The organism is Archangium sp., assembly GCF_036277355.1.
Classification (GTDB): domain Bacteria; phylum Myxococcota; class Myxococcia; order Myxococcales; family Myxococcaceae; genus Archangium.
The window spans coordinates 71,166-84,035 of the sequence record NZ_DASUNC010000137.1; the positions used below are offsets into that span (position 1 = coordinate 71,166).

Annotated in this window: 10 protein-coding genes; 1 reads left to right on the plus strand and 9 read right to left on the minus strand. The window is 68.1% G+C overall.

What is annotated here, in order from left to right; all coding sequences use genetic code 11:
• Nucleotides 1-115: 115 nt before the first annotated feature.
• From VFZ09_RS33000 to VFZ09_RS33035, 8 genes are all read right to left on the minus strand, one after another.
• Entirely contained in the window at nt 116-2,035 is a 1,920-nt protein-coding gene (locus VFZ09_RS33000) for a SitI3 family protein (protein ID WP_329731704.1), read from the minus strand.
• Nucleotides 2,036-2,116: 81 nt separating this feature from the next.
• Nucleotides 2,117-3,073 carry a DUF2381 family protein gene (locus tag VFZ09_RS33005; protein WP_329731705.1) on the minus strand — a complete coding sequence of 319 codons (957 nt, stop codon included), beginning with the start codon at nt 3,071-3,073 and terminating at the stop codon, nt 2,117-2,119.
• A gap of 118 nt (nt 3,074-3,191) precedes the next feature.
• Nucleotides 3,192-3,566 carry a hypothetical protein gene (locus VFZ09_RS33010; protein WP_329731706.1) on the minus strand — a complete coding sequence of 125 codons (375 nt, stop codon included), beginning with the start codon at nt 3,564-3,566 and terminating at the stop codon, nt 3,192-3,194.
• A 159-nt stretch (nt 3,567-3,725) separates the two neighbouring features.
• On the minus strand, nt 3,726-4,415 hold the full coding sequence (locus VFZ09_RS33015) for a hypothetical protein (protein WP_329731707.1): 690 nt from the start codon (nt 4,413-4,415) through the stop codon (nt 3,726-3,728).
• Nucleotides 4,346-5,044, minus strand: coding sequence for a protein kinase domain-containing protein (locus VFZ09_RS33020; RefSeq protein ID WP_329731708.1), 699 nt, complete (start codon nt 5,042-5,044; stop codon nt 4,346-4,348). Before VFZ09_RS33020 ends, VFZ09_RS33015 begins: the two co-directional genes overlap by 70 nt.
• Before the next feature lie 401 nt (nt 5,045-5,445).
• A complete protein-coding gene (locus VFZ09_RS33025) occupies nt 5,446-6,891 on the minus strand; it encodes a M20 family metallopeptidase (protein ID WP_329731709.1) in 1,446 nt (481 codons plus the stop codon).
• Between the two features lie 160 nt (nt 6,892-7,051).
• A complete protein-coding gene (locus VFZ09_RS33030) occupies nt 7,052-8,911 on the minus strand; it encodes an ATP-binding protein (RefSeq protein WP_329731710.1) in 1,860 nt (619 codons plus the stop codon).
• 163 nt (nt 8,912-9,074) lie between these two features.
• On the minus strand, nt 9,075-10,253 hold the full coding sequence (locus VFZ09_RS33035; protein ID WP_329731711.1) for an acyl-CoA dehydrogenase family protein: 1,179 nt from the start codon (nt 10,251-10,253) through the stop codon (nt 9,075-9,077).
• Between the two features lie 88 nt (nt 10,254-10,341).
• Here VFZ09_RS33035 and VFZ09_RS33040 point away from each other — a divergent pair, with 88 nt between their 5' ends.
• Nucleotides 10,342-11,103, plus strand: a complete 762-nt coding sequence (locus VFZ09_RS33040) for an SDR family oxidoreductase (RefSeq protein WP_329731712.1) — start codon at nt 10,342-10,344, stop codon at nt 11,101-11,103.
• A 171-nt stretch (nt 11,104-11,274) separates the two neighbouring features.
• Here the strand turns inward: VFZ09_RS33040 and VFZ09_RS33045 are convergent, their stop codons facing one another.
• Entirely contained in the window at nt 11,275-12,651 is a 1,377-nt protein-coding gene (locus VFZ09_RS33045; protein WP_329731713.1) for a Caspase domain-containing protein, read from the minus strand.
• Nucleotides 12,652-12,870 lie beyond the last annotated feature (219 nt).

The window sequence follows — 12,870 nt, forward strand, 5'->3', positions numbered from 1 at the left end:
CTCACAAATGCCGCGCATGTCGCGAATCTCGAAGACGTTGACTACCCGCGAAATGCTCGCGGCACCATGCAGATTGGTTGCCCTCCAATCCATCTGATTTCTCCCTTCTGGTCCGCTACAATAGGGGCGATGGCAAGGGCCGCTTTTCGTGGGGCAGGCGAATCTCGTTTTCCAGCCGGAGCCCGTCCGTCCAGTTCTTGGAGTCTTCGTTGAGCACCAGGTGCCCGCTGAGTCTCTGCAAAACGATGTGCTCCCCGTTGAAGAGCAGGACCCCATCTCGTCCATGCTCCAGCAGGAACATCGTCGCGCGCAGCATGATGCGATTTCCCTCCTCGTATTCGCCGCTATTGGGATTGAGTCGAAATCCCACGGACAGGTCTGGCCTGAAATGAAATGCCTCCTCAATCATGAGCTTGAAATCTTGATCTGGTTCAATCGCGCTGACCCATACTGCCGGCCCGAGTAGATGGGCATCATCGCCCCACTCAAGCCCGAATCTCTCTGCCATGAGTCGCAATACCTGCGCAGGTTTCAAGTCAGTTGATAGCTCAAGACTGTTGTCCAATCCCATGTGCTCCCCGCTTTGGTAGACCGGGTTCGTGGCATTCTGACTATGGAAAAGGATAGAAATATTGCCACTCTTGATGGCAATGACTTGCTTGAGTCCAGGAATCGGCCAATCCGAGAGTTGCTTCTTCATGACTTCGATCGTGACGCTCGTGTCGTCGAGGTTCAGGATGATTCTATCTGCCTGATCTCTGTTCACCTTCTGGTTCTTGAGGTTGGTCGCGATATTGCGTGCGCTTGGACTGTTGGGGGCATAGCAGTCGTAATACTCTCCGTTTATTCTGTAGTCGGGCTTCGTGCCGTTGGACTTGGGCGGAGGATTCTGCTCCACATGGTAGCCGTTGTCTGCGAGAGTTTGCGCCGACTCGTTCTCCCGCTCGATCGCTTTGATGTTTTCTGGCCTCTTGTCGTTGGCTCCAGGACGGGTTGGGTGTCCTGTCAAGCTCCCTTTGGCCCGCGAACTGCCGCCAATGCTGCCCCGAGCCGTCATCGCCACCGCGCCCGGCGCCAGGGCGATGGTGACGGTCTCGGCACTCACGGCGACCGTCGTCACCTCCCCCACCGCCGCGAGACGGATACCCACCTGCGTCTCCGCTTGTACGGCCGCCTGCATCGAGCCGGGCAGCTTCGGCACCTTCGCGGCCAGCCCTGGCGCCGTGTTGCCAATGGCCGCCATGGCCAGCATGGCGAATGCTCGTGCCGCGTTCCGGCCCATGAGCTTGCCGTACCGCTCGCCTGCTGCGCGCAGCTCGTTGAACGTGGTGGCCCGGTCCGCCTCGCCCATCAGCCGCTTGAAGCCCACGACGAGGCCCCAGAAGGTATCGACGCCCACGTAGGAGATGAGTGTTGCGGTCATCACCGCCGCGAGGCCCTTCGAGATCGTCACATCGGGAATGGAAACGAGAATCATGTACGTAGTCCAGGTCCAGAGGACCGCCGCCACCATGGCGTGGGGGTCGGCCATGTCCTTGAACGCCTCCAGCATCTCGTCCAGGACGGCGCCCTTGGCCAGAGCCAGGGCCAAGGCGAAACGGCCATCCCCGTTGACGGTGGGGCTTTCCGTCAGCAGGCGCAGACAGTCCCCGGGCCTGCCGGTGCGCTCGCACCAGCGTAGGTAGTCGCGCGTCAACTCCGCCTCCGGTGTTGTGGACTGCCCCTCCAGGTGCTCGCCCGGCTTGAGCGGAGTAAGGCGGCGGCTGGGGGGCTCGTACGTGTACGAACCGCTCCGCGCCTCCACCTCGAACAGCCGCCGGGCGGCTTCCTGGGGCCGAGTGGAGGGCCGAACATCCCGAGCCAGTTCCGACACGGCCTCCTCGAACTCGCCGCTGCCCAGCGCCACCGGCCTGGCGCCGGAACGAGGTGTGAAGACGAGGGTGTCGGTCTGGCCTGTGTCCAGGCGCACGACCCGGGACGCCGTGCCACACCCGACGAGGAGAGCCAGCATCACAACCGTGCAGCACAGCTTCATGGGGATTCCTCCTGGCCACCCCTCTATGGGTAGCCAGTCTGGAAGAATACCCAATGGGTACGGCAACCCCTGGAGCGGGGGTCACGGGAAGGTCACTCCGCCGAGGGTGACAAGCCGACCTCCGTTCTCGTCCCACAACTTGAGGGTGAAGGTGCCCCGCGCCTCGTGAGCCAGCAACTCCGTCTCCACCATCACGAGGCCCGACCCTCCCGGCGGAATGGGCGCGAGCTGCCACGCCTTCGCTTCCTTCACGTCCTGGCCCTTTCCCACCAGCAGTGCCGCATCCCTGGCCGTCCAGGGGGCCGTGCCGGGGTTGTCCATGACCATCGCCACGGCCACCCGCATCACGTCTTCGCCTTTTTCCCGGCGCGTGGTGGTGGAGCGGTAGCTGATGACGGTTGGCGTGAGGAGCGCGTTGGCCGAGGGTTTGGTGATGGTGCTCGTGAGGTTCTTGGCCAGGACGCCTTGCACGTTCAACGCGTACACGTTCAACAGCCCGCTGGCGATCAGCCCCGTGATGCCCAGCCCGCTTCCTTCCGCCTGCGTCCGTACCAACTCCGATTGGAGCTGCCGGATTCGGGCCTCCTTCTCCTTGACCTCTTGCTGGTAGTCCTCAACGGTGCGCCGGTTGCGGAAGACCTCCACCTGCCGCGCGGCCCGTGCCGGGTGGCCCACCAGCTCGAAGGTGGCGCTCGTTGGGGCGGCACCATCCGTGAAGCGCACCACCAGCTCGAGCCGTTCCCCGGGCCGGAGGTCTTTCGGGGGGATGACGGTGATGCTGCGCGTCCCCGTGGACACGTCCTCGAAACGCTCGCGCTCCTGCAACTCCACCGCACCCGGAGGCAACGGCGAGTCGAACCGGAAGGTGGTGGGAAGGTCGGGGCTGATGCACACCTCTGGCGCCTTGTCGGTGGGAGCCGCCAACAGCTCGATCCGGTGTGGCGACGCCTCACAGCTCGGAAGAGATGGCTGCGCGGTGGCGCTGGCATCCGCGAGGAGCGCCAGGAGCAAGAGCACGGCGGGGGACGAGGTGAGCACGGAGCGGGGACATCCAACAGATGGGGTAGAGACCGGAGAAGTGGGCCTCTACCACACCTTCCCTCCCGGTAGGGCACGAGGGATGCCAAGCCCCTGCTCGCGAACCGCTCGGACAGCTCTACTCGAACCGGCGCACCGCCTGCACGGCCATGGAGGCGAAGACCTTGGCGGTTTCCGGCCCTCCATCGGGCTCCGCTGGGACGCCCCGTTTACCCTCGTCCCCTGCCTCCAGGCAGACCTTGAACGTGTCCCCCGTGGGGGTTCGGGCCTCGGTGAAACGGGCATAGACGCGACCGTCTCCGAAAAGGAGCCGGCCGGAGAGGATGGTCCCCGTTGGCAGCTTCCACCGATCGCCCGGCACTCCACCGGGGACGCCCCCATAAACCAACCTCGCGGACGTGACGCCCTCGCGCACGGTGATGAATTTGGGGTCTTCGCGGGTGAAGGAGACGAGGCCCGTGCTCCCGATGCCGATGCCGAGAGTTTCGGTCATGGTCTCGACGGCACCGGCCGGGCACGGCTCGGCTTCGGGGGCGGGACGCACCTGGGCACCGGGACAGGCCATGTTGGCGGCAGCGGCGGCGCCGACACACCACTTCGCCACGGGTGAGAGGATCCCCTTCTGCGTCTTGTCCCCCTGGGGGCTGGGGGCCTACGGCTTCTTCAAGGCGTCGTCCTTGGAGCGCGTCACCAGCGAGGCGACGACCGCAGGGGTTTTCTCCACCGGGAGCGGAGCTGCGGCCTGCTCAATTTCCGGCGGCGGCCACGAGGGCGCCACTTCCTGACCGAGAAGCGACCTCAACGTCGGGGAAGGCGAGGACGACGCCACGGGTGTGGGCTGGGGCTCTGGCTTCCTCCGCTCCGAGAGCCACCACCCCACCAGGGCCACGCTCACCAGCACGGCCATCCACACCACCGCGCGCCGAAGCGCCTGGAGCGCCATGGCCTGCACGGGCACGTCCGCCACCGTGGCCGGAGTCGGTGTCGCCGGGATGGGCTCCACGGGTGGCGCGGCAGCCTCGGGCTTCTCCTTCCGTGCTGCGGCCCCCCGCCGGCCTCTCCTCGGTAGACGGGGACCGTCATGCAGGGGCACCCGCCAGGAAGCATCCGCACGAGCCAGCAGGTGCATCAGCTCCTTCCCCAGCTCCAGGACGCTCGGGTAACGCTTCTCCGGCCTCTTCTCCAACAGCTTCATGCACAGGTCACTCACCACCTGCGGCACGTTGGGGTTGACGATGTGCGGCGGCAGCGGCTCCTTGTTGATGACGGCATTCACCGAGGCCGCGTCATCCCACGCCACCTCGAAGGGGAAACGACGGGTGAGCAGCCGGTAGAGCACCACGCCCAGCGCGTATTGGTCGTCCGCCTTCCCGGGCCGGTAGGTGACTTTCCGCTCGTTCCAGTGCTCCAGGCCGAAGCGCCACGCCTCCGGGCTGCGGTAGTGGGGCGTCCCCGGGGGAACATACCCTCGGTGATGGTGGTCTGCCCCTCACGCTTGGCGGCCCCGAAGTCCAACAGCACCGGCTCCCCGTCGCTGTCGCGCACGATGATGTTGGCCTCCTTCACGTCCCGGTGGACGACGTTCTCGTCATGCACCACGGCCAGCCCCCGCGCCACACCCACCCTCTTGCCCATCACGGCCAGCGTGTCGGGGTTCTCTTCCCAGGCCCACACATCGAGCGGGCGGCCCTCGACGTACAGCATCTTCAAGCAGAAGAACTCGGGCAGCACGGGCGGCCAGTAGCTGAAGCCCACCTGCCGCACGAGGTTCTTGTGCTGGAAGTACATGGCGAGGGTGCCCTCGCGCTCGGCCCACTGCCTGGCCCGGTGGAGCGGGACGAACTTGAGGGCCAACAGGGTGCCACTCAGCTTGTCCCGTGCCCGGTACACGGTGCCGTAGCCCTGGGCGATGATGGTTCCCGGGTGGATGCGTTCCTGGCACCCGTAGCCCCGCGCGAAGAAGGCGGTCAATGGGTCCCTGTGTTCTTCGGTCTCCGTTGCTGGCGTCGATCTACGAGCGCCCCGGATGACCTCGGTGCGCGTGTCGCCATTGGGCTCGCGCTGGGCACTCGGCCAGGGGCTCGGCGCAGTTCATGGCACTGAACGTGCCGCACGCCCATGCGTCCTGGGTGGCTCAATCCACGTGAACCACGCTGTCAGTCCGGCTGAGTCCCCGGCGACTTCGGAGGCAGTGCGTGGCCACGGGGCCCTGGGGACCCGGCTCACCGGGCTGGCCTTGCGGTCCCAGCGGGCCCGGTACACGCGGAGACAAGGACGACGAGCAGGAGGACGGTGGAGCGGAGGAGCATGGGCGCGGAGAAGACTCCGCCACCCGCTCGCGAATCGAGGCCGCTCCCCCGCCCTACAGCCTGCTACCGGTTGAAGTGCGAGGCGATGACGCTCGCCACGCAGCAGGTGAGCTTCTTGCCGGTGGGGATGTGCAGGTACTCGTTGGGCCCGTGGGCGTTGCTGTTGGGACCGAGCACGCCGGTGATGAGGAACTGGGCCTCGGGGAAGCGCTTGCCGAGCATCTCCATGAACGGGATGGTGCCGCCCTCGCCCATGGCCATGAAGGGCTTGCCGAAGAAGGCGCGCGAGGCCTCGTGCGTGGCCTGCTCCAGCCACTTCTCGAGCGGCGGCGCGTCCCAGCCGGCGCTGGTCTTCTCACCCTCGAACGTCACCTTCGCGCCGTAGGGCGGATCCGCCTCCAGCGTCTGCTTGAGGGCCTGGATGGCCACCTTCGGGTCCACCCGCGGAGGGATGCGCACGGACAGCTTCACCGCGGTGTAGGGGCGCAGCACGTTGCCCGCGCTGCCCAGGGCCGGCATGCCGTCCACGCCCGTGACGGAGAGCGCCGGGCGCCACGTGCGGTTGAGGATCTGCTCGGCGCGGTCCACCGTCATCGGCCGGGAGCCGGGCACCCAGGGGAACTTCGAGTACACCTCCTCGCCCAGCACCTCGGCCACGGCGGCGGCCTGCTCGCGGCGCGCCTGGGGGATGTGGACCTGGAGGGCGTCCACGCGGATGCGACCCGTCTGCTCGTCCTCCACGCGCGAAAGCACCTGGCGCAGAATCCGGAACGACGAGGGGACGATGCCGCTCGCGTCGCCCGAGTGCACGCCCTCCTCGAGGATGTCCACGCGCAGGTTGCCGGCGAGCAGCCCGCGCAGCGAGGTGGTCATCCACAGCTGCTCGTAGTTGGCGCAGCCGGAGTCCAGGCACACCACGAGCGACGCCTTGCCGATGCGCGGCGCCAGGTGCTCGATGTACGCGGGCAGGTCATAGCTGCCGCTCTCCTCGCAGGCCTCGATGATCACCACGCAGCGCGCGTGCGCAATCCCCTGCTCCTTGAGCAGGCGGATGGCGGCGAGCGAGCCGAACGCCGAGTAGCCATCATCCGCGCCACCGCGGCCGAAGAGCTTGTCGCCCTCGCGCACCGGCTCCCAGGGGGAGAGGCCCGCGCGCCAGCCGGTCATCTCCGGCTGCTTGTCCAGGTGGCCGTAGAGCACCACGGTGTCCTCCCCGGAGCCGGGGATGTCCATGTAGATGACGGGGGTGCGCTCCTCGCCCTTCTCGTTCTTGAGCGTCACCACCTCCACCTTCAGCCCGGGGATGTGCTTCGCCTGGGACTCGCACCAGCCGGCGATGAGCTTCACCGCCTTGTCCATGTGCCCCTTCTTCGCCCAGTCCGGCTCGAAGGCCGGGGACTTGTTGGGGATGCGGATGTAGTCGTGCAGCTTCGGGAGGATCTCCTCCTCCCAGATGCGCTCGGACGAGTGGGCGGCGGTCGCGGTGTTCAGCCGGGGGCTGGTGCTCATGGGAAATGGCTCCGGGTTCAGACGGAAGGCTCCTCCATGTACACCACCCGGCGCCGCAATGGGCGGGCCTGTCCATGACGCAAGGCGGCACGCTGGGTAGGTCGCTCACTTCCCAACCCTGGAAATCCTGTTCCCACCCCGGGACGGGCCCGTCTGGAGCTCACGGCGCGGCGGCCGGCAGGGTGAAGAAGAAGGTGCTGCCCGCCCCCACCTGGGTCTCCACCCAGAGGCTGCCCCCGTGCGCCTCCACGATGCTCTTCACGATGCTCAACCCGAGCCCCGTTCCCCGCTCGCTCACGCCGGAGGCCCGCCAGAAGCGCTCGAAGAGGTGCGGCACGTCCTCGGGCGCGATGCCCGGCCCGTTGTCCTTCACCGAGAGGCGCACCATCCCATCGATCTTCCGGGCCCGCAGGGAGACGGTGCCACCCGAAGGGGTGAACTTGATGGCGTTGCCCACCAGGTTGCCGAGCACCTGCAGCACGCGCTCCCGGTCCGCGCGCACGGAGGGCAGCCCCGGGCTCACCTCCATCACCAGGTCCTGGGACTTCTCCAGGGCGAGCGGCCGGAGCACCTGCGCCGCCTGCCGGAAGAGCTCGTCCACCGGCCAGGGCTGGAGCGCCAGCGGCATGGGCATGCCCTGCATGCGCGCCCGGTCGAGGATGCCGCCGATGAGCTCCCTCATCTGCCCCGCCGCCAGCAGGATGTTCTCCAGATGGCGGCGGCCCTGACGCCGGCGCTCGTCCCCCGGCGGACGCGCGGCATTCAGCAGCATCTCCGCGTTCATGCGCACCACGAGCAGGGGCGTCTTGATGTCGTGGGAAACGACGGCGAGCAGCTCCTCGCGCCAGCGCACCGCCTCCTGCGCCTGCTGGAAGAGCAGTGCGGCGTCCACCGCCGCCGCGATGCGCTGGGCCAGCGACTCGAAGAGGGTGACGTCCGCGGGGCCATAGCGCTCCGGCCGCGCGGAGATGAGGCTCAGCACCCCGAGCGTACGGCCCCGCACCCGGATGAGCAGACGGAGGTTGGAGGGAAAACCGGTCCACTCCGCCCGCTCCACCGGCGCCAGCCCCTCCGGCAGGTGCTCGGGGCTGGCCGGCATCGCCACCCAGGGATGAGAAGCGAGCACCTGGCCCACGAAGGACGCACTGCCGAGCGGGTGGCCCGCGGGCTCCACGGCCATCATCGCGATGCGCTCGGCGCCACTGGGACCCAGCAGATCCATGGCGCAGCAGTCGGCCCACGTGGGGACCAGCAGGCGCGCGAGCTGGGGAAGCGAGATGCGGTAATCCAGGGAGCCGGCCAGCAGGGCGCTCGCCTCGGCCATGAAGGCCTGGCGCCGGTGGGCCTCCTCCGCCGCCTGATGCGCCAGGCGCTCGCGCTGCAACAGGTCGCGTTGGACGCGCTCGAACAACTCCGCGCGCTCGCGCAGGCGCACCTCGCGCCGCAGGGCGTAGTGCCGGTCCAGGGCCAGCGCGAGCTGGTTGGCCACCGCGTCGAGGAAGGCGAGCCCCTCCTCGGCGAGCACCCCGGACGGCTCCACCTGGAGCATGCCGAAGGTGTGTCCCTTGGCCACGAGTGGCAGGGTGATGAACGCCGGCTCGGCCCGCCCGGGAGGCGCCGGGACGGCCCAGGAGCCCACGCCCTCCAGCGCCTCCCCCAGCTCGTGCTGGGGCTCCACCCCCGTCGCGCCCACCCGCCAGGCATACGTGGAAGCGGCCTGCTCGACGGCCTCGGTGAGCCGCGCGGCCGGCACCTCCTCCGCGCGCCAGACCCTCAGCACCGGACGCTCCGGCACGGCCTCGCCCCCCGCATCCAACCCCACCCACAGCAGCGCCGTGCACAACCGGTGCGCCTGGGAGGCGAGCGCCATCACCTCCGGGAAGGTGCGCTCCTCCCCCTCGAAGGCCGCGAGCCGCTTGCTGATCTCATACAGGTAGTCGAGGTGACGCCAGGCATGCTCGCGTTCACGGAAGAGCTGGGACGGACCCGGCCCGGCATTCCTTGGGCTGCCTTCCTCCACGGCACGACCTCCTGACGGTGTCCACGTTTGGGACCCGGCCCCTTCTTGGGGCTGCTGGGACAAGGTGGGGGCGCGATCTCGGACATGCCACCCAGCCGCATGCCTCCCTCACCGATCCGGATGCGATGGCTCGTCCGATCGTGAACGCTGCCGCGGAAGAAGCTCAACTGAAGGCGTCGTAGCCGGTGATGGCCTTGCCGAGCACGAGCGTGTGCACCTCGTGGGTGCCCTCGTAGGTGAAGACGCTCTCCAGGTTGAGCATGTGGCGGATGGGCGGGTAGGAATCGGTGACGCCATTGGCGCCGTAGATGCTCCGGGCCACGCGGGCGATCTCCAACGCGGCCTTCACGTTGTTGCGCTTGGCGAGGCTCACCATGGCGGGGGTGGCCTTGCCCTCGTCCTTGAGACGCGCCAGCCGGAGGGAGAGGAGCTGCGCCTTCACGATCTCTTGCAGCATGTCCGCCAGCTTCTCCTGGGTGAGCTGGTAGGCGGCGATGGGCTTGTCGAACTGGCCGCGGGTGAGGGAGTACTCGCGAGCACCCTCGAAGCAGGCGATGGCGGCGCCGGTGACGGCGAAGGCGATGGTCATCCGCGCGGAGTTGAGACAGGACAGGGGACCGCGCAGGCCGGTGACACCGGGGAGCACGTTGGCGTCGGGCACACGCACGTCCTGGAAGGACAGCTCACTGGTGGTGGAGGCGCGCATGGAGAACTTGCCGGGAATCTCGCGGGCGGAGAAGCCGGGCATGCCCTTCTCGACGAGGAAGCCGCGGATGGACTCGGGGCCGCCCTCGTCCGTCTTGGCCCAGACGACGGCGACGTCGGCGATGGAGCCATTCGTAATCCACGTCTTGGAGCCGTTGAGGATCCAGGAGTCGCCATCGCGGCGGGCGCGGGTGCGCATGCCACCGGGGTTGGAGCCGAAGTCTGCCTCGGTGAGCCCGAAGCAGCCGATGAGCTCGCCGCGGGCCATGGCGGGGAGGAAGCGCTGCTTCTGCGCCTCACTGCCATAGGAGTGGATGGGGAACATGCAGAGCGAGCCCTGCACGGAGGCGAAGGAGCGCAGCCCCGAGTCCCCGCGCTCGAGCTCCTGGAGGATGAGGCCGTAGCTGACGGTGTTGAGGCCGGCGCAGCCGTAGCCCTGGAGGTTGGCGCCGAACACGCCCATCTCGCCGAGGCGGGGCACGAGGTGGGAGGGGAAGGAGCCCTCGCGGAAGTGCTTGCCGATGATGGGGAGGACCTCGGAGTCGACGAAGCGGGCGACGGTGTCGCGGGCGGCCTTCTCGTCGGGGGAGAGGAGGTCATCGATGCGGAAGAGGTCGGTGATGTCCGCGCGAGGCATGGGGAGTGTCCTCCAGGAGTGGGCGGGGGCTGGGGGCTTGTATCACCGAGGGGACCCGGGGAACGAGGTCCGGGTAAGGTGGGGGACCATGACGACGACCCAGAAGACGGCAGTGGTGACGGGCGCGAGCCGGGGAATCGGCAAGGCGCTGGTGCAGGCGTACGTGAAGGAGGGCTACCAGGTGTGGGCGCTGGCGCGAGCGGCGGAGGCGTTGGAGGAGCTGGCGCGCGAGTCGGGAGGGGCGGTGAAGCCGCTGGCGGTGGACGTGGCGGACGAGGGAGCGGTGCTGGCGGCGAGCAAGAAGATCCTGGAGGCGGGAACGCCGCGGGTGTTGGTGAACAACGCGGGGATTTCGGTATCGGCGCCGCTGCACAAGACGACGACGCAGGATTACCGGCGGGTGATGACGGTGAACGTGGAGGCGCCGTTCCTGTTCTGCCGGGAGTTGATTCCGGCGATGGCGGCGGCGGGAGGGGGCCGGGTGATCAACATCGGGAGCATGGCGGCGACGAGGGGGGTGAAATACACGTCGGCGTACTGTGCGTCGAAGCACGCGCTGCTGGGGCTGACGAAGTCGCTGGCGGTGGAGTGGGCGCGTAAGAACGTGACGGTGAACATCGTGAATCCGGGCTGGGTGGAGACGGACATGCTGACGAACGCGAAGGCGGCGATCTCGAAGAGCACGGGCCGCTCCGAGCAGGAGGCGCACGCGGCGTTGGCGAACATGAACGCGATGGGGCGGGTGATCCAACCGGAGGAGGTAGCGGCGCTGTGCCTGTTCCTCAGCTCGGACGCGGCGGCGACGATCACGGGAGCGGCCTACAACATCGACGGTGGCGAGGCGGGGTGAGCCCGTAGTCCCCAATATCCCCTCGCCCTCCGGGAGAGGGACGGGGTGAGGGTATCGAGTCCCCCGGGTTCCCGTCCGTGAATGCTCCCTCTCCCTCTGGGAGAGGGCTGGGGTGAGGGAATACGGAGCACCCCGTGCAGCCCCCGAGCCTGTCACAACTCCGGGCCACGCTCACGGAGCCGTCGCGTCCGCCTCGGGAGCCCGCACCTGAACCGGTACCGGAGCCGCACCCGCCGGCCTGTCCCAGGAGCCGTTCTCGCACTGGAGCAGGCGATCGAAGATGGCGAGCGCCTGAGGAGAACCCGAAGCGCGGAGCTTCTCCTGCATGCCGATGTTGATCAGCTCCATGTAGAGGCGCTCGACATAGGCCACGGCCTCCTCCGTGCGCGGCATCGAGCTCTTGAGGTTGTCGCGCACGGACAGCTCGGGGAGGAACCCCAACTTCCCCACGAGCGACTCCACGACATGCCGCTGATCCGGGCGCCCGCCGCGCAGCACCTCCATGATGGGCGAGGACAGGAAGCGGCGCCGGTCCTTCCGGGTGGCGCGCCGCTGCAACCAGGCCTCCGAGGTGGAGATGGGCAGGTCCGTGGTCTCGCCATCCACCTTGGCGAACGCGTGGGCCTCCGCGTAGCTCACCCGGCCATCCCCGTCGTAGTCGGCCGAGGCCACCGCCTTCCCCGTCCGGCCCAGCCCGCTGAGGCCCGCGAAGAAGCTGGAGCTGTAATCCTTGTAGTCCGCCTCATCCACCTCCGGCGTGCAGCCCACCGAAGGCAGGAAGTCCACGGTGGCGAAGAAGCCACAGCGGGGCTGGGCCACCACGGGCCGTTTGGGATTGGCGTCCTGGTAGATGAAGTTGGCGAACGAGCCAGCGTAGCACTGGGACATCACCGTGACCACGGGCGTGGTGCTCGGGAGCCGGTTGAGGAAGAGGCCGAAAGCGCGCACCGTCAGCGTGTCCCCCTCCCAGAGCGCCAGGTGGTTGTTGTTGCGATGCCGGCTGTTCAAGCCTCCGTGCCCCGTGAAGTAGATGAAGGCCGGCTGATGGGGCGTCTCGCGGGCGCTCTGGTCCACCCACTCCAGGAAGCGCTCCAGCGTGGCCGGGCCCTTCAGGTGGGGAATCTCCGGGACCTTGAACTGCTCGCGCGCCTTCTTCCCGGCCTTTTCCTCGAGGTAGCGCACCGTGGCCTGCCCATCGTTCCCGTTGGCGAAATAGACGGAGGCGGAAGCGGGCTCGAGCCCATGCGCCTCGAGCGTCCGCTGGAAGTAGCGGACATTCTTCTCCAGGGCGATCTCATTGCTGGAGGGCTCGCCCCCGCCACCCAGCACCAGGAGGTTGGAGGCGCGGGGAGGCGCGGAGAGTGGCACCAGGGACGCCCCGTGCTCGGAGGACTCGATGTCCTTCTCGTGCTCGGGAGCGGGCTCGGGCCAATCGGCGAGTCCGTCCACGTCCTCCTCCTCCTGCGCGACGGGAACACGGGCGCACCCCTGCACCCCCATGCACCACAGCACCACCACACCACTCCGGGCCCAGAATCCAAGCGACATGGCCGGGAGTCTACCGCAGCGAATCCAACGCTTCCGCCCCGGGCGGGCGAAACCGTTCTCCGCGAAGCAGGAGGCGCGCTAGCACCAAACGCCGAATGAGGCGGGGACGGGTAGCTTGCAGTGTTCCGCTACTTGGAGCAGGCGGAGCAGGCGGCGCTCGCGCGCGGCTTGAGGCCCCACTTGCGAGCAGACAGAGAAAGAGACTGGGCGGCCGCTCTG

Excerpts from the sequence above, each read along its gene's own strand:
- VFZ09_RS33000 (WP_329731704.1), bottom strand. The coding sequence starts at position 2,035 with ATGAAGCTGTGCTGCACGGTTGTGATGCTGGCTCTCCTCGTCGGGTGT.
- VFZ09_RS33010 (WP_329731706.1), bottom strand. The coding sequence starts at position 3,566 with ATGACCGAAACTCTCGGCATCGGCATCGGGAGCACGGGCCTCGTCTCC.
- VFZ09_RS33025 (WP_329731709.1), bottom strand. The coding sequence starts at position 6,891 with ATGAGCACCAGCCCCCGGCTGAACACCGCGACCGCCGCCCACTCGTCC.
- VFZ09_RS33035 (WP_329731711.1), bottom strand. The coding sequence starts at position 10,253 with ATGCCTCGCGCGGACATCACCGACCTCTTCCGCATCGATGACCTCCTC.
- VFZ09_RS33040 (WP_329731712.1), top strand. The coding sequence starts at position 10,342 with ATGACGACGACCCAGAAGACGGCAGTGGTGACGGGCGCGAGCCGGGGA.
- VFZ09_RS33045 (WP_329731713.1), bottom strand. The coding sequence starts at position 12,651 with ATGTCGCTTGGATTCTGGGCCCGGAGTGGTGTGGTGGTGCTGTGGTGC.